The organism is Oscillatoria sp. FACHB-1407 (assembly GCF_014697545.1).
GTDB lineage: Bacteria > Cyanobacteriota > Cyanobacteriia > Elainellales > Elainellaceae > FACHB-1407.
In genome coordinates, this window is sequence record NZ_JACJSA010000002.1 from 513,391 (window position 1) to 535,322 (window position 21,932).

Annotated in this window: 17 protein-coding genes; 10 read left to right on the forward strand and 7 right to left on the reverse strand. The window is 50.1% G+C overall.

The window, feature by feature from the left end:
- Positions 1-27 precede the first annotated feature (27 nt).
- Entirely contained in the window at positions 28-894 is an 867-nt protein-coding gene (gene bchL, locus H6G89_RS05405) for a ferredoxin:protochlorophyllide reductase (ATP-dependent) iron-sulfur ATP-binding protein (RefSeq protein WP_190504229.1), read from the reverse strand.
- 608 nt (positions 895-1,502) lie between these two features.
- On the opposite strand from bchL, the gene H6G89_RS05410 reads away from it, so the two are divergent.
- From H6G89_RS05410 to H6G89_RS05425, 4 genes are all read left to right on the forward strand, one after another.
- On the forward strand, positions 1,503-1,922 hold the full coding sequence (locus tag H6G89_RS05410) for a hypothetical protein (protein WP_190504230.1): 420 nt from the start codon (positions 1,503-1,505) through the stop codon (positions 1,920-1,922).
- A 46-nt stretch (positions 1,923-1,968) separates the two neighbouring features.
- The gene (locus H6G89_RS05415) at positions 1,969-3,276 is read left to right on the forward strand and encodes an FAD-binding oxidoreductase (protein ID WP_190504231.1); all 1,308 of its coding nucleotides are present in this window, start codon (positions 1,969-1,971) and stop codon (positions 3,274-3,276) included.
- 8 nt (positions 3,277-3,284) lie between these two features.
- Positions 3,285-3,425 (forward strand): hypothetical protein, encoded by a 141-nt coding sequence (locus tag H6G89_RS05420; protein WP_190504403.1) that lies wholly within the window; start codon positions 3,285-3,287, stop codon positions 3,423-3,425.
- 330 nt (positions 3,426-3,755) lie between these two features.
- Positions 3,756-5,078: a (Fe-S)-binding protein gene (locus H6G89_RS05425; protein WP_190504232.1), complete on the forward strand. Its 1,323-nt coding sequence runs from the start codon at positions 3,756-3,758 to the stop codon at positions 5,076-5,078.
- A 168-nt stretch (positions 5,079-5,246) separates the two neighbouring features.
- Here H6G89_RS05425 and crtD read toward each other — a convergent pair whose 3' ends face one another.
- A complete protein-coding gene (crtD, locus tag H6G89_RS05430) occupies positions 5,247-6,776 on the reverse strand; it encodes a C-3',4' desaturase CrtD (protein ID WP_190504233.1) in 1,530 nt (509 codons plus the stop codon).
- Between the two features lie 307 nt (positions 6,777-7,083).
- On the opposite strand from crtD, the gene H6G89_RS05435 reads away from it, so the two are divergent.
- Positions 7,084-8,385: a M16 family metallopeptidase gene (locus H6G89_RS05435; RefSeq protein WP_190504234.1), complete on the forward strand. Its 1,302-nt coding sequence runs from the start codon at positions 7,084-7,086 to the stop codon at positions 8,383-8,385.
- Positions 8,386-8,533: 148 nt separating this feature from the next.
- The gene (eat, locus tag H6G89_RS05440; RefSeq protein WP_190504235.1) at positions 8,534-10,051 is read left to right on the forward strand and encodes an ethanolamine permease; all 1,518 of its coding nucleotides are present in this window, start codon (positions 8,534-8,536) and stop codon (positions 10,049-10,051) included.
- 649 nt (positions 10,052-10,700) lie between these two features.
- Here eat and H6G89_RS05445 read toward each other — a convergent pair.
- Positions 10,701-11,660 carry an ABC transporter permease gene (locus tag H6G89_RS05445; RefSeq protein ID WP_190504236.1) on the reverse strand — a complete coding sequence of 320 codons (960 nt, stop codon included), beginning with the start codon at positions 11,658-11,660 and terminating at the stop codon, positions 10,701-10,703.
- 111 nt (positions 11,661-11,771) lie between these two features.
- On the opposite strand from H6G89_RS05445, the gene pyrR reads away from it, so the two are divergent.
- Positions 11,772-12,308 carry a bifunctional pyr operon transcriptional regulator/uracil phosphoribosyltransferase PyrR gene (pyrR, locus tag H6G89_RS05450; protein ID WP_190504237.1) on the forward strand — a complete coding sequence of 179 codons (537 nt, stop codon included), beginning with the start codon at positions 11,772-11,774 and terminating at the stop codon, positions 12,306-12,308.
- Between the two features lie 162 nt (positions 12,309-12,470).
- Entirely contained in the window at positions 12,471-13,493 is a 1,023-nt protein-coding gene (gene fni, locus H6G89_RS05455) for a type 2 isopentenyl-diphosphate Delta-isomerase (RefSeq protein ID WP_375539683.1), read from the forward strand.
- 100 nt (positions 13,494-13,593) lie between these two features.
- Here fni and H6G89_RS05460 read toward each other — a convergent pair whose 3' ends face one another.
- Entirely contained in the window at positions 13,594-14,265 is a 672-nt protein-coding gene (locus tag H6G89_RS05460; protein WP_190504238.1) for a class I SAM-dependent methyltransferase, read from the reverse strand.
- A 124-nt stretch (positions 14,266-14,389) separates the two neighbouring features.
- Positions 14,390-17,026, reverse strand: a complete 2,637-nt coding sequence (locus tag H6G89_RS05465; RefSeq protein WP_190504239.1) for a sensor histidine kinase — start codon at positions 17,024-17,026, stop codon at positions 14,390-14,392.
- A gap of 527 nt (positions 17,027-17,553) precedes the next feature.
- Between H6G89_RS05465 and H6G89_RS05470 the strand changes: the two genes are divergently transcribed.
- A complete protein-coding gene (locus H6G89_RS05470; protein WP_190504240.1) occupies positions 17,554-18,783 on the forward strand; it encodes an MFS transporter in 1,230 nt (409 codons plus the stop codon).
- 51 nt (positions 18,784-18,834) lie between these two features.
- Positions 18,835-19,599 carry a YebC/PmpR family DNA-binding transcriptional regulator gene (locus H6G89_RS05475; RefSeq protein ID WP_190504241.1) on the forward strand — a complete coding sequence of 255 codons (765 nt, stop codon included), beginning with the start codon at positions 18,835-18,837 and terminating at the stop codon, positions 19,597-19,599.
- Between the two features lie 15 nt (positions 19,600-19,614).
- On the opposite strand, the gene H6G89_RS05480 is transcribed toward H6G89_RS05475, so the two are convergent.
- Together H6G89_RS05480 and H6G89_RS05485 are read right to left on the reverse strand one after the other, a co-directional pair.
- Complete coding sequence (locus H6G89_RS05480) at positions 19,615-20,196, reverse strand: TIGR04376 family protein (protein ID WP_190504242.1); 582 nt, start codon at positions 20,194-20,196, stop codon at positions 19,615-19,617.
- A 178-nt stretch (positions 20,197-20,374) separates the two neighbouring features.
- Positions 20,375-21,835, reverse strand: coding sequence for a methyltransferase domain-containing protein (locus H6G89_RS05485; RefSeq protein ID WP_190504243.1), 1,461 nt, complete (start codon positions 21,833-21,835; stop codon positions 20,375-20,377).
- Positions 21,836-21,932 lie beyond the last annotated feature (97 nt).

A 21,932-nucleotide genomic window follows, 5' to 3' on the forward strand; every position in this document is an offset into this window, starting at 1 on the left:
GGATTGTCTGGTCGCTGCTCCTACCTCCTAAACCATCATCAGATCTAATTCCTCATCTTTTGCAGCAACTTTTGGTGTTTGTGGATTGAGATAGAAGTCAGACAGCAATGAGAACAAGTCGCGATCGGGCGCATCATTGGGAACAACGCCCTCAGGACGAGCCAGAATCTGATCCGCAATATTGAGGTAATAGTCGCAGACGTAGTTCAGTGAGGGATCGGACTCTGCCATCTCAAATAGAGTCTTACCCTTCACTCGTGAGACACGAATGTCTTCGATCAAAGGCAATACTTCCAAGACGGGCATGGGTACGGCTTCGATGTATTTCTCGATCAGGTCGCGCTTTGAGGTGCGATTGCCGATCAACCCTGCCAAGCGCAAAGGATGGGTGCGGGCTTTCTCCCGAACGGAAGCCGCAATGCGATTTGCCGCGAATAAAGCGTCAAACCCGTTATCCGTGACGATCATGCAGTAGTCGGCATAGTTGAGGGGAGCCGCAAACCCACCGCACACCACGTCACCCAATACGTCAAACAGGATTACGTCATATTCATCAAAGGCGTTGAGTTCCTTCAGCAGTTTGACGGTTTCACCCACCACATAACCGCCACAACCTGCACCTGCCGGAGGGCCACCTGCCTCAACGCAGTCCACGCCACCATAGCCTTTGTAGATTACATCTTCGGGCCACACATCTTCGTAGTGATAGTCCTTAGATTGGAGGGTGTCGATGATCGTGGGAATCAAAAAGCCAGTCAGCGTAAAGGTGCTGTCGTGTTTGGGGTCACAACCGATTTGTAATACTTTTTTGCCACGTCGGGCTAAAGCAACGGAGATGTTGCAGCTTGTTGTGGATTTGCCGATTCCACCCTTGCCATACACTGCGAGTTTCACGTTAGGGGTTCTCCTATGGGGTGATTCTTAAAAATAGCTGGGTTGCAGAATTTGCAACCCATAGCCTTAGCCTCATCAATCAGTGACTGCATTATTGACTGAAGTGACTGGGAAAAGAAAGGGACTTCATAAATAGATAAGGATGAAGGATGAAGGATGAAGGACTAAAAAGTAGATAAACCTTATTGACTCTCTTCAAAACTCTGCCAAAACAGAAATAAAGCTTATTTGAAATCTTGGGTTAGCTTTTAATAAAAAAGAGAACAAAAAGCAAAAACACATACTCCTTGAAAAATAATGATTTTGCCCAAGTTTTCCTACTTGTCTGGGCGATCGCCTTGCACCAAAGCCCTAACCTGTTAGGAAGCTAGCTGTGTAAGTGCCAGTTCTCCAACTAAACGAGGGAAAATTTCTCCAATATCGGGTTCTTAAGCCTAAAAGTGAACCCATTTCCCAAGGGAGAAGGGCATAAGTATCTTGGTGTCAGAGCAGGGAAAACTTTTTTATTAATAATGATGAACTTTGTCCTTTGAGAAGCAATTCAGGGAATGGATTTAGATTGGATTGAAGGTTTCTCTAAAGCAAGCCATTATTTCAGGAGGCAAACTGTGAAAGGTTTGACGATTACCACTTTGGCGATGACGAGTTTATTGCTGGGTATGACTGCGGTAGCAACCACGGCTCAACCTGTTGAGGACTGGACAACTCAAGCGATCGGCACCTATGAGAGTCGCATTTGGAATGGAGGTGAGATTATTCCCGCGACGACAGAATTTATTCAGGCAACTGATGGCTCATTGCGAGGTCGCTACACCATGGTTGAACCGAGTGGCTCTGTTCCAGGTTTGCTATCTAACTGCCAGATGGCTGAAGTGCAGACCATTCGATGTGACTGGCAGGACAAATATGGAACAGGTGTTTTAGAAGCGAGCTTTACTGAAGATTTCTCCCGATTTAACGGCTACTGGGGAACAGACGATGAAGAGCCGTGGTTGCGGTGGAGTGGAACGCGATCGCGCAATCCCTAAAGTGGGAGAATGAACGGTAGCGGTTAGTAAAGAGGTCATCAGGCGGATGAGTGCGATCGCCCATCAGCTAGAGAGTATTGTCGGTTCAGGGGCAGTTCAACGCTGGGAAGAAATCGAGCCAACGACACAAGCCCGCTTCTTATCGGCGGTGCAACCTAACACTCAGATCGAATGCGTCGTATATCCCCAAACGCAGGAGGAATTGGCAGAAGTGGTTGGTGCTGCTGATCGCGATCGCCAACGCCTATTGATTTGTGGCAGTGGCAGCAAACTCGCCTGGGGTGGGTTAGCCAGTGATGTCAAGTTAGTCGTCAGTACGGCACGGCTAAATCGTCTGATCGACCATGCGGTCGGTGACCTGACCGTCACTGCCGAATCAGGAGTTCCGTTGGCTGATCTGCAAGCGAAACTGGCGGAAGCGAATCAATTTTTGGCGATCGACCCACTGTATTCTGAACAAGCCACACTGGGAGGCATCGTCGCAACCGCTGATACTGGAGCATTGCGCCATCGTTATGGCGGCATCCGCGATATGCTGATCGGCATCTCTATCGTGCGATCGGATGGACAACGGGCTAAAGCCGGGGGACGAGTTGTCAAGAATGTGGCGGGTTACGACTTGATGAAGCTGTTTACGGGCTCCTACGGCACGTTGGGCATCATCAGTCAGGTGACATTTCGCGTGTATCCATTGCCCGAAAGCTCTCGTACTGTGGTTTTGACAGGTTCTGCAACGGCGATCGCTCAAGCGACTCAAACCCTTGTAGCCTCTGCCCTGACTCCAACCTCTGTAGAGTTAGTGTCACCTCACCTGAGTCAGACGCTTGGGTTTAAGGCGGCGATCGCTCTCGTAGTGCGCTTTCAGAGCTTAGCAGTGAGTGTCGAAAAGCAGGCAGAGCAACTGTTGCGAGTCGGTGAGGCTTTAGGGTTAGAGGCGATCGCGGTAGATGACGCTCATCAACAAACTCTCTGGGAAGCATTGCGAAAACCAATGGAGCCAGAGATCCATGAACCTGCAATTGTTGTCAAACTGGGAGTATTGCCCAATCAAGCCGTCAGTCTCCTCGATAAACTGAGTAGTCTGATCCCAGAAGGGGCTTGCGCCATCCATGCGGGTAGCGGGTTAGGCATGTTTCGGGGCGATCGCGAATCCCTCCCAGTCCTGCCCACTTTGCGACAACTGTGTGAAGCCCATCAAGGATTTCTCACCGTTTTGAACGCACCCACCGATTTCAAACGACAGTTTGATTTGTGGGGGTACACCGGAAACGCGCTTTCCTTGATGCAACAACTCAAATGTCAGTTTGATCCACATCAACTGCTCAACCCACAACGGTTTGTTAGTGGTATTTGAGATAGGGAGTGGTCAATGGTCAGTGGTCAATGGTCAGTGGTTGGTGGTTGATAGTCAATGGTCAGTGGTCAGTGGTTGATAGTCAATGGTCAATGGTCAATGGTCAGTGGTTGATAGTCAATGGTCAGTGGTCAATGGTCAGTGGTTGATAGTCAATGGTCATGGGTTAAGAAGCAGGGTTGATAAGCAACCAACAATTGACGATTGACGATTGACAATGGACAGATACCTCACACCCTTCGCCCAGACACGATAAATCGCGCCTCCTCCCTTTTATCCTTCATCCTTCATCGTTTATCCTTTCTTCCTTCCACTCCCCACTGCCAGACGCGATAAATCGCGCCTCTTCCCTTTAATCCTTTATCCTTCATCGTTTATCCTTTCTTCCTTCCACTCCCCACTGCCAGACGCGATAAATCGCGCCTCCTCCCTTTTATCCTTTATCCTTCATCATTTATCCTTTCTCCCTTCCTCTCGCTATGACCGCTCTCGAACCGACTCCCACTTTTGATGCCAAATATCCCCCAGAGCCAAAGCTGATTGATGCCTGTGTTCACTGTGGCTTTTGTTTGTCTACCTGCCCCAGCTATCGGGTGATTGGTAAGGAAACCGATTCGCCTAGAGGCAGAATCTATTTAATGGATGGTGTCAACGAAGGAGAGATTCCCCTATCACCTGCGGTGGTTCAGCATTTTGACTCCTGCCTGGGATGTCTGGCTTGCGTCACCACCTGCCCCTCTGGAGTGCAATACGACCAACTCATTGCTGCAACCCGTCCTCAAATTGAGCGAAATCACACTCGACCGCTGGGCGATCGCCTGTTTCGTCAACTGATCTTCTCGCTTTTTCCCCATCCCGATCGCCTGCGGATGTTGCTGATTCCCCTGTTTGTCTACCAAAAATTGGGGTTTCAAGCGGTTATGCGTTCCATTGGGTTGTTGCCAAAAATTTCCCCGCGTCTCGCTGCGATGGAATCCCTGCTGCCACCTGTAACTGCAAAATCATTTCAGGACAACATCCCCGATGTGATTCCTGCCCAGGGCAAAAAGCGGTATCGAGTTGGCATGATTTTAGGTTGTGTGCAACGGTTGTTTTTCTCAGAAGTGAATGAGGCGACCGTTCGCGTACTCACGGCTAATGGCTGTGAGGTGGTCGTTCCGAAGTCGCAGGGATGCTGTGCGGCGTTGCCCCAACATCAAGGACAGGAGGCACAGGCACAGGCGTTAGCACGACAGATGATCGACAGTTTTGAGAACACCAATGTCGATGCCATCATCATCAATGCGGCGGGTTGTGGTCACACCTTAAAGGAATACGGGCACATTTTGCAGGATGACCCCACCTATCGGGAGAAAGCCAAAGCATTTGCCAGCAAAGTGAAGGATATTCAAGAATTTTTGGGGGCGATCGGCTTGACGGCTTCCCTATCTCCTCTACAAGATGAACCGTTGACGCTGGTCTATCAGGATGCTTGCCACCTGTTACATGGACAAAAGATCAGTTTGCAACCGCGTCAACTGTTGCGGCAAATTCCGGGAGTAACGGTGCGAGAACCCGTTGATGCGGCGTTGTGTTGTGGCAGTGCGGGGGTTTACAACATGCTGCAACCCGAAGTTGCCGAGGAACTGGGTCAGCAGAAGGTAGACAACCTGTTGAATACGGGGGCGACGTTGATTGCATCCTCCAATCCAGGCTGCTCCTTGCAGATTCAGAAACATCTGGAGCAACAGGGTAAAACCGTTCCGGTTATCCATCCGATTCGATTACTGGATTACGCCATTCGTGGTGTGAAGCTCAAATAACCTAACATGATTCGGGATAAGAATTTCGGCGGTTAAAACCGCCGCTATTGGAGCAAAACCGACCTGCGTCGGTTCGTCAAACCTTGATTTTCGGTAGTCCGCGTCGGCGGACTTCGCTCTAGTAGCCGCGAATTCATTCGCCGGGCTCTTAAACCGAACTGACGTAACCTAATGGCTTGCTTCGATTTGGCGAACAACGGTCAGGGCTGAATAACTCACTCCGGCAGTACCCTCACCGGGATGGGTCGAATCCCCTACTAACCAGAGGTGATTTACAGGAGTGCGGTTGGCAAAGCCAAAGGGACCAAAGGTGGGAATGCGCTGTCCGACTCCACCGACAATGCCACGATCGCGCCCGGTGTAGTGAGCAAAGGTGCGGGGAGTAGCGGCTTCCTGATGAATTAGCGTATCGGGGGTGAGATTAAAGAATTGGGACAAGCGGGCGATCGCCTCCTGCGTGTATTGTTGCTTCAATCCTTCGTAGTCCTGACACTGCCACCACAAGGTTGGGTCCGTAAAGGATGAAGCTGTAATCGTAGCTCTGCCATCGGGGGCGCGACCATCTCCCGGATGGCTCACCGAGACAAACAGGGAATTATTCTCCCCAATGGGACCGTCGTAGTCGTAGAGAAATTGCAGATGGGGCGGACAATCTGCCGGAATTGCCGCCTGCTCCACGCCCAGGTAAACGACAAACGCACCCGACGACTGGGGCAACTTATCGACTCGCCGTTGATATCCGTTGGGAGCCGCATCCCCCAACAACTGCATGAGATTTTGCACGGTGACGTTTGCCACAATCTGATCCGCAGGTTCAACCCACGTTTCGCCTGTCTTCTGATTGTGGATTTCAACCGCGATCGCTCTTCCCCGTTCAGTGTGAATTCGGTTAACCGTGTGGCGCATCAACAACTTGCCCCCATCGCGTTCCAGCGCAGCGACGAGGCGATCGCTCAGCACCTGCATACTGCCCTGCAAATGCCACAACCCTTGCGGTTCTTGAGACACTCCCAAAGCTGTTGCCGCATAGAGTAAAGCGGTTTCCTCTGCGTCCACTTGCGAGTAAAGCTTGAGTTGCAGATCAAGAAACGTTTTGAGGCGGCGATCGCCCTCTAGCCCATAGCTCCGCAACACCTGACCCACCGTAGAAAAGGTATGAGGTAGCGTCAACAGCGTATCGGGACGAACCGCCTGCGTCAGTTGCCACAGATCCCAGACGTTGCGCGGCGGCAACACCGGATCACGAGACTGAAACGCCCAACTGTAGCGAAACAGATCCGCCATCAATTGCCAGAAGGGTTCACTGTTGGGGAACTGTCGCTGCCGTTCAGCCTGCCACTTTGCCGGATCACGCCAGACGCGAATCGGCTCTGTTTCACCCGGCAGATATACGGCACACGCCGGATCACAGGGAGTCGCCTCTGGAGGCTCAATGCCAAGCTCTGAAAAAATACGGTGATGAATACCCCCCGGTTCCAGTCCTGCGACCTGGGTTGCTCCGACATCAAAGGTGAAGCCGCGCCGTTTGAAGGTCGAGGCACACCCCCCTGGAGCGATCGCCTGATCCAGCACCAACACCGAATAACCCCGATGCGCCAGCAATGCTGCTGCTGTTAAGCCACCGATCCCCGCTCCAATCACGACAACTTTAGCGTTGGAGTTAGCTGCGGGTTGGCTCTGAGAAGATAGGCTGGTCATAGAGCACGGGCGAATGAGGAGTTTTTACAATTCTTAATACCTCCATCATAGAGGGATTCCTGACACAGGTGTAGAGCTTGGTGACATAAAGCTCACAGTCTGCTTGGGGCGCGAACGCTATACGAGACGGATGATCCCCCGATTTGAGTCATTCCATTGACTTCATTTACGGGTAGCCATTAGCTTCACAAAATGCATTGAACCCACAGAGAGAGGTCAAAAAAGTTGCTGAATTGTAGTCCATAAGCCCTGAGTGACTAACGGTAATAGTTAAGATAGGTGAAGACGGTCAATTCATCTGGTTTTCATGATCCCAACCCTCCTCCCCTCCTCTCTGGAATCTCGTCTCAATTCCCCTACGGTTCATCGGCTTCCCAATGGATTGACCATTGTTGCAGAGCAGATGCCTGTTGAGGCAGTCAACCTCAGCCTGTGGCTGGGTATCGGTTCTGCGATCGAGTCAGATGCTATTAACGGCATGGCTCACTTCCTCGAACACATGATCTTTAAGGGCACTCAACGGCTGCAACTGGGCGAGTTTGAGCGCAGTATTGAGCAACGAGGAGCCGTAACCAATGCGGCAACCAGTCAGGACTACACGCATTACTACATCACAACTGCCCCCCACGATTTTGCTGAATTGGCTCCACTACAAATTGAAGTGGCTTTGAATGCGGCAATCCCCGATGAGGAGTTTGAGCGGGAGCGATCGGTCATTTTGGAAGAAATCCGTCGGGCAAACGACAATCCCCGTCGGCGCACCTTCTACCGCTCCATGGAAATGGCGTTCGATCGCCTGCCCTATCGTCGTCCGGTGCTGGGTTTGTCAGAAGTGGTTGAAAATCTCACCGCTCAACAGATGCGCGACTTCCATGCTACCTGGTATAAGCCTCAATCCATGACCGCCGTAGCAGTCGGCAATCTGCCCGTAGAGCAGTTGATCAACATCGTGGCAGAAAGCTTTGAAACGGCTGAGGCTCATCGACCTATGCGATCGGATGCTCAGTTGCCAGAGCTATTGCACCATGAGCTAGAGCAACCCTTTGACCGAATTGTGCGGCAGGAATATATTGATGAGAGCCTGCAACAAGCCCGAATCGTCATGACCTGGCGGGTTCCCGGTATGGCAGATGTGGCACAGACCTATGCTTTAGATGCGCTGGCATCAATTTTGGGGCAGGGACGTACAGCCCGATTGGTGCGGGAGTTGCGAGAAGATCAGCAGTTGGTGACAGGAATCTCTGTCAGCAACATGACTTACACCACGCAAGGCGTGTTTTACATCGTGGCGCAGTTGCCTCTGGAGAACGTGCCTGTGGTGGAAGCGGCGATCGCCCGTCATATTCAACAACTACAAACGGAACCCGTGACTACAACCGAAATCGAACGGGTGCGGACACTGGTTGCCAACCGCTATATCTTTGGCAACGAAACCCCAAGCGATCGCGCCGGGCTTTATGGCTACTATCACGCGGTCATGGGCGATTTAGAACCCGCTTTAAACTATCCCGCTTACATTCAGAGCCTCAACCCCCTCGATTTGCAGGAGGCAGCTCAACGTTATCTATCGCCGGATGCCTACGGCATTCTCGTGATGAAGCCTGCTTAACACTTAATTTTCTCTATACAGCGAGCTTCGATAACTTTTGCAAAGACAATCTTAAGCTGTTCCGTAAGATCTCAGCCTACAAATTCTTGACATGGTACGGTACTGCCCATGTTTCTTGTGGCTGAGATTTTTTGTTGAGTATTCACCTATGAGCGATCCAAATCAAAAAGGTTTTGTGCGCTACGAGGATGTCGGGGATGATTACCTCGAAAAACGACAGTTACGTCGCAGCGCAGGTTGGGTTTTGCTGTGGGCGTTAGGAGTCGGCGCAGTCATCTCTGGTGATTTTTCTGGCTGGAACTTTGGCTTAAGCGCGGGTGGCTTTGGGGGGTTGGCGATCGGCACCCTCTTGATGGCGGTGATGTACGTCTGCATGGTGTTTAGCATCGCTGAGTTAACCGCAGCTCTGCCTCACGCGGGCGGGTTTTATTCCTTTACCAGAAACGCCTTTGGCCCATTGGGCGGCTTCATCTGTGGTGTAACAGACACCATCGAATACGTCATTACTCCGGCTGTCGTTGTCTTCTTCATCGGAGCGTACATGCAAACCCTGATTCCCGGAGTGCCTGTACCCATTTGGTGGATTTTGTACTATGGCATCTTTGCATTTATCAATATCCGGGGGGTAGAACTGACCCTCAAGATTGGTTTAGTGGTGACAGCGATCGCCGCAGCGATTCTGCTGATTTTTGGGCTTTCTGTGATCGTTTCCGGTCAGTTTAATGGCAGTTTGCTGTTTAACATTGCACCCTCGGAGGGGCAGCCAACCTGGTTACCCTTTGGCTGGGAAGGCGTTTTCAAAGCGTTACCCTATGCCATGTGGTTTTACCTGGCGATCGAGCAGTTACCCCTTGCCGCTGAGGAGGCACACAACACCGTTAGCGACATTCCGAAAGCCTTGATTTGGGGGATTGTGACCCTGTTGGGCTTATCGTTGCTGGTGCTGGTGCTGAATCCAGGCTTACCAATTGAAGCGACGACTGCTGATGGAGTCCCTGTCAGCGGAGCCGCTGCCGTTGGTATTAGTGGTGCCCCGATCGCCGATGGATTTCGGGTCATCTTTGGCGATGGCCTGGTGTTTCGCTTGCTGACAATTGCAGCTCTGACAGGACTGGTTGCCAGTTTCCACACCATCCTTTATGCAGCAGGACGGGTCATGTTTTCCCTGTCACGGGCAGGTTACTACCCCCGTTGGATTTCGATCATCAGCAAATGGCATACTCCGGCGATCGCCATTATCGTCAGCAGTTTGATTGGTCTTGCCTGTGCTTTTTTGATTCAGTTTGGTGGTACAACGGTGGGTCCTGCTCTGTTGAATATGGCAGTGTTTGGAGCAGTCATTTCCTACACGATGGTGATGATCGCCTACATTAAGCTGAAGCTTGAACGTCCCAACCTGCCCCGTCCCTACGTCAGCCCCCTGGGAATTCCCGGTGCTGCCGTTGGTTCAGTCCTCTCCGTCATTGCGCTGTTTGCCTGTTTTTCAGATGAGGCTTATCGTCCGGGAGTATGGGGTGTTGCCCTGTTCCTGGTGGTGATGATTGCCTATTTCGTCTTCTATAGCCGTCACAAACTGGTGGCACGCGCTCCGGAAGAGGAGGATGCTCTGGTGGGGCGGGCAATGAAGGAAATTGATCATTCTCACTCGCCGCATCTGCATCAATAGCTGGCTTTCGGTTTGCTCTTGCCTCTGCCCCACGAATGGGGCTAAGGCTATATCGCTTCATCCTGTGCGGGCTTGGCAATGCTAAGCCCTTTCTGATACCAATTTGAATTGGCTTCGCTGCCCATGATTCCGTAAGGGCGTTTCGCGAAACGCCCCTACCCAGGGATCTGCCACAATCAAACATTAAATTGGTATGATTTGCTCCAAAGGATTTTAGTGGTTGAAACTGCTGCTATGGGAGCAAAACCGACCTGTGTCGGTTCGATTAACCCTGGCTTCTTATGCCACCTCTATCCCTCTTTAATCATTTTGGATGGAGAGTATTTTTACGTAAGCCTTCTAGCTTCTAGCTAGGAATGTACGCATGGAGGCTCTGCCTCCAACCGTTGCTTTAGGAGGCAGAGCCTCCGTCACTCCATTTCCAGGCAGGAGCTTGGAAACGAGGTTTGTATGAGATTTGTTTACAAAGAGAGTGACAGAAGAGGGCTATAGCAACCGAGGGGTTGGTTAGAACGGGGTGCAGGGGTGGAACCCCTGACCGGAGGCGCAGCCCTCACACTTCCTTGTATGAACTGTTTCGACAGTTGCTATAGATGAACTTGCCCTAAATCAATCGTTGTGAAACAAGGGACTGATTGAAAGTTGAGCCTCAACGAAACTGCACTCGCGGATCGAGTACGCCATAGAGCAGATCCGCTATCAGGTTAAAGACAACCACCAGAATGGCGTAGATAAAGGTAATTGCCATGATGACAGGTGTATCGTTTTGGTAAATCGAGTCAATTAGCAGTGCCCCAATACCGGGAACCCGAAAGATTTGCTCTGTCACCAGTGCTCCGGTAAAGATCGTTGGTAAATCCAGCGCGACCAGTGTCACCACGGGAATTAGTGCATTTCGCAGTATGTGCCGAACGACCACAACCCCCTGATGCAATCCCTTGGCATGGGCAGTACGGACATAATTTTGTGGCATCTCATCCAGCATGGCAGACCGCATGAATCGCATCAGGACTGCCGCTTGAAACAACACAAGAACGGCGATCGGCATGATGGATTGCTTGAGTTGAGCTACGATCGCCTCCCCACTATTCAACTCCAACGTGCTGTTGTAGATGAAGGGCAACCAGCCCAACTGCACACTGAACACGATGATGAACACCAGCCCAGTAAAAAAAGTGGGTAATGAGAAACCCATCAACGCCACCAGGGTAATGGTTCGATCGAGCAGAGAGTGACGCTTGAGGGCTGACAACACTCCCAATGGCAACGCTATCAGCACTGAGATCACATAGGCAGAACCAACAACCCACAACGTCGTTGGCAATCGCTGCAAGATTAACTCATTGACCGGGCTACGACTGGTAAACGAAAAGCCCATGTTGCCCTGCACAAAAGACCAGACCCATTTGACATAGCGAATGGGTATCGGTTGATCTAACCCCAGCGATCGCCGAATGTTTTCCCGCACCTCTTCCGTAATCGAGGGATTGGTGGCAAATTGCGCTAATGGATCACCGGGGGCGATCGCCAACAAGCCAAACACCACTAAACTAATCGCAATTAGCGTTGGAATCGCTCCTAACACACGCTTGATCAAATAACGGGTCATGCGGTTATCTCACACGAGCGTTTTTACAATCAACCCCACACAAGTTCCAGGGTGTATTACACAATAGATGAAACAGATTGTGTACTCTTAAAAACTACTTGCTTTAATACTATGTCCTCTGAAGTCGTTGAAATTTTATCGGCTGACGAATTGCGTCGCACGATGACCCGTCTCGCTTCGCAGGTGATTGAACGAGCAGGAGATGTCTCTCAGATAGCCCTGTTGGGCATCTACACACGAGGGGTTTTACTGGCTAACATGCTGGCGCGACAAATTGAGGCATTGGAGCAGGTGCAGGTACCAGTCGGAGCATTGGACATCACCTTCTATCGGGATGATCTAGATCAAATTAACCTGCGAACCCCTGAGAAAACTGAGATTCCCTTTGACCTGTCGGGCAAGATTGTGGTTTTAGTGGATGACGTGATCTACAAGGGACGCACCATTCGAGCAGCCCTAAACGCCATCACAGAGTACGGGCGACCATCGGCAATTTGGTTGGCGGTGTTAGTCGATCGCGGACATCGAGAATTGCCGATTCACCCTGATTTTGTCGGGAAGAAACTGCCCACTGCTAAGGAGGAAAAAGTCAAGGTTTATTTGCAGGAGTTGGATGGACGCGATGCGGTGGAGTTGATTAAACGATGAGATTGACCTCTGCCTGAGATTGACCCCTGACAACGTCATAGCTGACAATTGACGATTGATACTGACGATGATGAAGCGATCGCTCACCCTGTGAATTTACCCATTAATTCCCCGACCAATCCAACGTTGACCGCTCCGACCGCTGCTCCTGCCGAACAGGCAATCGCCACCCAATCGCGCAAGGCAGACCACCTGCGGGTTTGCCTCGAAGACGATGTGCAGTTTCAGCAAACAACGGGGCTAGAGCGATATCGATTTACCCACTGTTGTTTGCCAGAACTCGATCGCGCTGATATCGATCTCTCCACCCCTTTCCTGGGCAAAGCTCTCAAAGCTCCGTTGCTGATCTCATCCATGACTGGGGGAACGGAGCTTGCTCGTGTGATTAACCATCGCCTAGCCGAGGTCGCGCAGCACTATGGTCTGGCGATGGGGGTGGGGTCACAGCGAGTGGCCATCGAAAATCCGGATGTGCGGCCAACCTTTGCAGTACGGGCGATCGCCCCCGATATCCTCCTCTTTGCCAACCTGGGTGCGGTGCAGCTGAACTATAGCTACGGACTGGATGAATGTCTGCGAGTGGTGGATTGGCTGGAAGCAGATGCCCTGGTGCTGCACCTCAACCCATTGCAGGAGTGTGTGCAGACAAAAGGAGATACCAACTTCAAAGGGTTACTGGCAAAAATTGCAGTTCTCTGTGAAAAACTACCCATTCCCGTGATTGCTAAAGAGGTGGGCAATGGCATCTCGGCAATCATGGCGCAAAAATTAATCGACGCTGGGGTGAGTGCGATCGATGTCGCCGGAGCGGGTGGCACTTCCTGGGCGCGGGTCGAGAGTGAACGGGCTAAGGATGCTCAACAACGGCGACTGGGGGCAACGTTTGCAGACTGGGGTCTGCCTACGGCTGAATGCATTACTTCGATTCGGGCAATCGCCCCCAACATTCCACTCATCGCCTCCGGTGGGCTGCGGAATGGGCTAGAGGTGGCAAAGGCGATCGCCCTGGGAGCGGATTTGGGTGGGTTAGCCTTGCCGTTTCTACAAGCGGCGGCTGAGTCTGAAGCGGCTCTGTATGCCCTCAGCGATGCCTTAATTGCGGAACTGATTACTGTTTTATTTTGCACAGGCAGTGCCACCTTGCAGGAATTGCGGCAACCTGGTGTACTTCAGCCTGTGGGTTAAATGATAAGTCCTTGGGGGATGGGGATTGAAACGTACTTCACCTCTTCCCCCTTAATATCTTTTTAACCTTTGCGACTATCCACTGTCCTCTATCTAACGGTTAATTCTCTAGCTGCCTGTTTTCTGATATTCCCTGACGATAGGCAATGACCGCATAAAATGGATCACCCCCCGGCACACCCAACATCTGCAAAAAGCTAGGAACGTTGAAAGAACGGGCGATCGCCTCTGGCTCACTAAACCCCGTCACCGATGCAAAATAGCTTTTGACTAGCTCGACTCGCCCTGCTTCAGAAGCATCTCGCCACGCTTGAATCGCCTTTTGGAAAAACATGCGATTGGAGAAACTGACGATCGCCACTCCACCCGGTTTCAACACGCGATAAATCTCAGCAAATACAGCCTCGGGATACTGCAAATATTGCACCGAAACCGTATTCAACACGGCATCAAAGGATTGATCAGGAAGCGGAAATTGCTGGTTTTGATTGAGATTTTGAACAAAGTAGTGATCGAGCCGAAGGTTTTTTGCCAGTTCTTCAGCGTTCATGCCGTGCCCTTCGACATGCTCAAACTGCATCTCATCCGGCAGGTGAGACACCCAACTGCTCATCATGTCGAAGATACGAGTTTGCGGTTTAAGCCTTTCTCGATATAGATTAGTCAGTTGTTGAATAAACCCCTCATCAACGTGTGTGACAAACCGAGGAAAGTCGTAGAAAAAAGTATCATCGGTATTGTCAAGCTTGTCGCGCTGGCTTGATTGCAACATAGAGGGTTAGCACCATAACCTACCCTTACTAGTTTACGAAAAATTACTAATTATTAAGAAGATTAAACCTATTAATTTATCTATGGTTTAAGCCTTCTTCATAAACTTAAAGCTTTGATTAGGATTAATTTTCATAGGGGAAAATAGTCGTAAATACCGTTGTGTTGTTGTCACTGTGAACCTGAATCGTTGCCCCTAATTGTTCCACCAACTTTTTGACCAATGCCAGTCCTAACCCTGTGCCTCCATATCGCCATGGGTCGTGGTTAGGAATGCGATAAAACCGCTCAAAGATGCGATCGCGCTCGTCCTCCGGAATCTCAACCCCTGAGTTACTGACCTGTATCCAAACGGCGGATCTTTGAGCATTGACAAACGCTGAAATGGCAATTGTTTCGTGACTGGCGGTGTACTTGCAGGCGTTATTGAGTAACTCTGCCAAAATCCGCTCTAAAGCCGACAAATCTGCTCTAATCGGGGGCAAATCATCAGCAATCTCGACCTCAAGTCGTTGCTGTTGGTCGTGGATGCGAGTAACAAACGGACGCACAATCTGAGGCACCAGGGTTTGCAGTTCCACGGTGATGAGATTTAAAGGTTCTGAACTTGCCTCTAAGCGGTTGAGATCAAGCAAATCATTGACCAGGCTAATTTCTCGTTGACACTCTGTTTTGACAATTTGAAAGTAGCGATCGACTGTATTGGAAGGTGTAGAACTGCCTGTTTCAGAATTCAAGACACCCAGTTGCCGGAGGGTAAGTTCGAGCATTTGGGTTGCCATTTTGATATTGGTCAGCGGCGTGCGAAGTTCGTGTGAGATCGTACTGAGAAAGTCGTCCTTCAGGCGGTTTAACTGTTCCAATTCCTGTACTTGCGCCTGTGAAGCTTGATAGAGACGCGATTGGCGGAGAGCGATCGCACATTGGTTTGCCACCTGATGTACGAGCCGAATCTCTTGTTCATCAAACACTTCATTCGGGGCTTTGCGGAGCCATAAGTCTCCCAAAACTTCCTGATCGTTGAGAATCGGGCAGGCGAGGATGGTGGAATAGAGCGCACCGGGACGAATGGGATCGAGTCCATCCACCAGCGTTGAGAAATGCACGTACTGCCCTTCCAGGAGTCGAGCATAGACATGGGGAAACTGGTCAATCTGAATCACCTGCCCCTGAGCAGACAGCGATTCAGGCGCACAGTCATAAAAGATTGTAGAGGTGGTTTTGTCGTCGTTATACAACGCTGTATCGCAGTAGGTTACCCTGAGGGCAAACGCCAGTTCTTCGACAGCAGTCCGCAAGATTTGAGCTTCATCGAGGGAGTCTCGCACGGCATCAGTAATGCGTTTGAGCACCGCTTCAAAATACAGAGCCGCTTGTAATTCAATCGTGCGTTGCTGTACCTGATGTTCCAGGTTGAGGTTAAAGTGCTGAACCTGTTGATATAGTTCAGATTGTTGAATTGCGATCGCCAACTGTTCACTGATGTGTTGCAATAGCTCCACTTCTGCCGCTTGCCATCGCCGATGCTGAGAACAGGCATGGACAATCAATAAACCCCAAATATGCGTTGACCCGTTTGCATTTTGCACAATCGGGACTACAACTTCTGATTTCACCTCGGTATCTTGCATCAACGTCGCCAGACAGGAAGCCCATTCATGGGATGCTACATCGTAGATCACTTGTGGTTGGCGATCGCCGCAGAAATCCAGTTGCTCTGGAGGTTGACATTCCTCCAACGAAAACGTCTGCACCGGAATAGGGTAGCTAGGCAAGATGGCTTGTTTAATAACAGAGCCGACACCGGAGGAATGGAACCGAAAAATGAGTGCGCGATCGGCGTGCAGGGTGCGCCGCACCTCCGTGACAGCAGTGGTCAAAATTTCATCGAGATCCAGGGATTGATGGATGCGTTGGGTCACAAGCCCCAGGAGTTGTTCTCGCTCGGCTTGCGATCGCAGCAGTTGTTCCAATCGGCGGCGTTCTGTGACATCTGTGACGACTCCAAACAGTCCTTTTACCTGCCCCTGGTAGTCAAAGGTGCCCTCAACTCTAAAGTTAATGTGACGAATTGACCCATTCGGGCGAACTAAGCGATATTCCCCCTCGCTAAAGATCCCATCTCGAATTGCCCGCTCTAAAAAACGTTCAAACCGGGGCAGATCATCTAAATAGATCCACTGCAAAAATTCAGCATAGGTCGGTTCAGGTTGCGACGGGTCAAAGCCAAAAATCCGAAAGGTTTCCTCTGACCACCGCATCGTATAGGTGGTTGTATCAAACTCCCAGCTTCCCAGGTGGGCCAAGTGTTGAGCCTCTCGCAGTTTAGCTGAGTTTTGGCGTAGGGCTACTTCGGCTTGCTTGTAATCTGTAATATCAGTAACGCAACCTAGTACTGCTTTCGGGGTGCCATCCTCATGACGGCTAAAGATGACCTCTCGATTGCTCATCCAACGCCATTCACCATTAACATTCTGCAAGCGATATTCCGACGATAGAATTTCTCGATCGCGCAGGTAAAGAAATCGTCGAGAGGTTTCGTGCAACAGGTAGCGATCATCAGGATGAATGCAGTTTGCAAGCCATTCCAGTCCTAATTGATAAATCTCCTGGGGTTGGTATCCTAAAATCTCGGTGATCTGATCATTGATATAAACAATATGCCCTTGAGATAGATCAAAAATATAAAGGACTTGAGGTACGGTGTTAAAAATGTTTTGCAAGAAATCATGTTTCTTTTGCAAATCGAGAGTAGCTTGCATGGGATTTGCTTGACCTGTCTCAAGCCTATAAAGACGCGATCGAATTTCAGTAAGTTCACGGATCAGTTGTTCCTTCGTTTTACCTTCATCGCTTGAGGGACTATGCGATTCAAAGTCAGGGAACATTAGTCAACATCTCTAATTTTAAATTTTAGCTATTTATTAAAATTCCCTTTTCCATACTTCAAGACTAAAGAAAAGGGATAACAACTAGGGAATCACGATGAACGTAGAGTTTTACGAACAAATTTAAGTAGATATTGGTGATGTAAATATTATCTTAGGAGAATTTTAATCAATAAAAGGTATGAAGCTAGTAGTTATTTGTAGGTTTATTGTAACTTCAAACTTTTTTAGAGAGTAGAGTGATTTCCGGTTTCTGAAAGAACCATTACAAGGAATGAATGAGGAATTTACTGAAGACGCAACACACAAGTTCTTCATCTCATTTACAACGTTGTTTTGATCACAGACGAAGTACAACATATATCAGTAATTCCTCGGTCAGTCAGTGTATTAGAAGAACTATGGTGCAACCTGCTGTTATTCGTAAATTTACTCTTCCGGCTTTTCAATTTAGAAATTATCGCCTCTTTTTTACAGGACAGGGCATCTCGCTGATTGGCACCTGGATGACCCGCATTGCCACCATTTGGCTTGTTTACCATCTCAGTCATTCTGCTTTTTTATTAGGAGCGGTGGGATTTGCAAGCCAGATTCCCAGTTTTTTGTTGGCTCCCATTGGGGGTGTTTTAGGCGATCGCTACAACCGCCAACGGGCACTGGTACTGACTCAGGGGTTAGGTATGGTGCAATCGCTGGCATTAGCAGGCTTGACTCTATCGGGAATGATTCAAATCTGGCACATTTTAGTGCTCTCGCTGGTTCAGGGTTGTATCAATGCTTTTGATGCACCGCTTCGACAGGCATTTGTCTCTGAAATGGTGGAAGACCGAGCCGCATTACCGAATGCGATCGCCCTCAATTCTTCGTTGTTTAACGGGGCGCGATTAGTGGGTCCAGCGATCGCTGGACTGATTATTACTGCAACGGGGGCAGGGTACTGCTTTCTGATTGACGGGTTGAGTTACATCCCGGTCATTGCCGCATTTTTAGCTATGCGAATCAAGCCTAGAGCGACATTGAAGAGTGATTCAATTTCCTTGACCAGCCTCTATCGCCAATTTTGGGAGGGATTTGAGTACACCCGCAATCACCCTGCCATTCGTCCGATTCTCGGTCTGGTGGCGATCGTCAGTTTTATGGGAATGCCCTATCTGGCACTGGCTCCCATCTTTGCTGATGAGATTTTGCAGGGAGGTGCGCCGACGTTGGGATTGTTGATGTCTGCGGCAGGGGTTGGTGCCCTGATGGCGGGTGCTTACCTCAGTCTGCGTCGGCAAATAACGGGGTTAGGACGCTTAATTGGCATTGCTCCCGCTGTGATGGGGTTGGGGTTGATTGGGTTTTCTGCCTCCCGTATCGTTTGGTTCTCAACGGTGATGATGGCAGTTGTGGGTTTTAGTTTTCTGTTGCAATTTGCCTCTAGCAATACCATCGTTCAAACCCTGGTGGAGGATGACAAACGGGGGCGAGTTATGAGTCTTTACATCATGTCGTTTATGGGCATGGTTCCTCTGGGTAATCTGGCGGCAGGAATCCTTGCCAGTTGGATTGGCGCACCGATGACGATCGCGATCGGTGGTGTTTTTTGTATTCTGGGAGCGACTCGATTTCGACTCCCACAACGCCTTTAGGATTGCTATATCCTAGTTTTGGAAGGTTATTTAGTACGTTACTCGCAATTCATGGCTGGACATAGCAAATGGGCAAACATCAAGCGACAGAAAGCAAGAGTTGACGCTGTCAAAGGTAAGACGTTTGCAAAAATTTCACGACAGATTATCGTTGCGGCTCGCAGTGGCGTTCCTGATCCAGCAGGAAATTTTCAACTCCGAACGGCGATCGAAAAAGCAAAAGCAGCAGGCATTCCAAACGAAAACATTGAACGGGCGATCGCTAAAGGCTCTGGCAAGTTGGGCGCAGACAATAGCATGGAAGCCATTCGGTATGAGGGATATGGTCCTGGTGGGGTTGCCATTCTAATTGAAGCGTTGACCGACAACCGCAACCGCACCGCTGCCGATTTGCGGGCTGCCTTTAGCAAACGAGGCGGCAACCTGGGTGAAACCGGATGTGTTGGCTGGATGTTTGAGCAAAAAGGGGTTGTCACGGTTGCCGATGTCACCGATGAAGATGCCCTGTTGGAAGCCTCGCTGGAAGGTGGTGCGGAGTCCTATGAGGTCACCGAAGAGGAAGGCGAACCCATTGCCGATGTCTTCACCGAGGTCACAAATCTAGAGTTTTTGCAGCAAACCTTGAAGGATCAGGGCTATCGCATTGTGCAGACAGAATTGCGGTGGATTCCCAACAATACCCTGGAAGTCGCTGACCCTGATCAGGCCCAGGCGTTGCTGAAATTGATGGATGCTCTAGAAGATCTAGAAGATGTGCAGAGTGTCACTGCCAACTTTGATATGGCAGACGATTTGATGTCGCTGAGTATGGTGTAATTCACGTCAGTAAGCTTACTTACCCATGTTGCGTTTGAGTTGCTCTAGCTCCTCATCCATCTCCCAGCGGCGAAAGGTTTGCTCTAACGGGTCGGTGGGGTCACGGAAGTTATATCCGGATTGAGTCCAACCACTCGTCTGCCACCGTTGCTCAGGCTGATAGGCAGTTTTCGCAGCTTGAGCTTGCACTTCTAGCAGTTTTTGCTTCACTTCTTGCCGCTTTTGTTGGATCTGGAGATGCAAATCCTTTGTTTGTTTAATCCGGTTTTTGACTAACTCCATTTGTGCCCAGAGTTGGTTGCCCTGTCGCAACAGAGCCGCTTCACGGGCTTCAGCGGGTTCTGCCAGGTCAAGCCTGCCCACTGACTTTGCCTTCTCAATTCGCATATGCCAGCGTTGCACTTCTTGAGCAGTCTCCAGGACTTCATCCTGCAAGGATTTCTCCCGACGTTGCAGATCAGCTAGCAGTCGAATCGTTTCTTCTTCCTGTTCGCGCAGCTTTTCCGCTAGTGCCTGTAACTCCAAATGGGGATTATTCCGCAAAAACTCTTCCAGGCGCGACTCTAAAAAACTGCTGAGATCTTCAAACAAGCCCATAACCGCTCTCTCAGATGTGCTCCTTTATGGTAGCAAGGGAGGAAGAGGGAAGAAGGAAAAAAGAAGGATCAAGGATAAGGGATAAAGGATAAAAATTAGCGGATTTCTCTTCGTTCTTCTCTCTTCCCTCTTATCTTTCAGCCTTTATCCTTTATCCTTTACCCTTTACCCTTTCCCTTTACCCTTTCAGCCGTTGCTTCAACTTCTTCCAGGTCGATCGCACGGGTAAGCGTTGTTCCAACTGGCACGATCGCAACTTGAGTGAAGCTTGCAGATGCTCTTTAGAGCGGGGATCGGCAGCATTAACCGCAATTTGGTAATGCTTAACAGCGGCATCAAAGTTGCCGAGGCGTTCGCAGCAAATGCCCATGTTCCAAAAGACAGGGTATACACTCTTTTCAGTGCGGGTGCCGCCTGTGAGGGTTGCTTCTTGTACGCTTTCCAGGAGAATCAACGCTTTGTCATGTTGACCGAGATGTTGGTAATAGCGGGACTGACCCACAACGCTATCGATCACCTGGTTAATGGTAGACCCCTGCAAGTTCTCAACTCGCTCATAGAGCACTTTTGCCTCTGTCCATAACTCCAGGCTTTGACAGAAGTTGGCGATCGGCATGATCTGGTCTTGATCGTCGGTGATCTGGCAGTCAGCAAAAATATCCTTACAGATGCCAATCATCTGGTCGCGTTCGTGTTGTGCCTCCAGTGTTACCAACAGGCGACGAGCAGCCCGAACTTTGAGTCGGGGTTCCAGGGTGGGGTCTTGTAGCAGTTGCTTGAAGATTTGCTCGGCTTCAAAGAACTTGCCCTCGGTGATGCGATCGCACCCTGCCAGATAACCACTCCAAAAGGCGGGTAACCAGCTCTCGTCATACGCTTTGGAGAACTCACCCGCTTTCCGCAGGAAAAATGCAATGCTGCTGCTGATGATGTCTTTGGTATAGACCTGAATTAGCTTGAGCGGCTCCCGACGCGGAATCGGGCGATTTTCATAGGAGTCAGTCAGATAAAAATCGGGTGGGTCGAGGAGATCAAACCCTTGAATGAGAGGATCATCACCCAGCAACCAGTGATCGACCCAGAGTTGGTCGGTGTAGAGCAGGTTGGGTTCATAGAGGGGGCGATCGGTTTTGTTCGTTTCAGTGGTGAGTGCGGCAATGCCACCGGGCTTCAGGACACGGTGAATTTCTTGATAGACTTTGTGCAGATCACGAAAGTTGTTGACGTGTTCGATCGCACAGCAACTCCAAATAAAGTCAAAACTATTGTCGGGAAAATCAATCTGAGTCATGTCCATGTGGCGCACCACCAATCGCTCTGGATGATAGGAAAAGCGATTTTTGTTGTAGACCTCGGTGGGTGACATGGACGCTGTAGACCATGTATCGGAGTTATACAGGTCAGTCGCGACAACTTCTTTGCAACTATTGGTCAGGGCGTATACCAGCGGTTCTCGTCCCACACCCAAGCCCAACGCTCTCGCATCTTCGTGCAGACAGCCCAACTGTTTTAAGCCTGTGTAGACATGGATAAATTCCCATGCCTTCCGATTTTTACCATTCAGCTTCAACAAGGCAGCAGTGGCTTGAAATTCAGGATTTTGCCAGTCTGCAACATCTGCAACTTTGCATAGTTTCATTGCCTTGTATCACTCCCTGAGATACGGTGAACTCGAACGTGCCGAATGAATCCCGGTAGCTTGAGTAGAGCTACCACGACCCAAACGTTTTATAGAG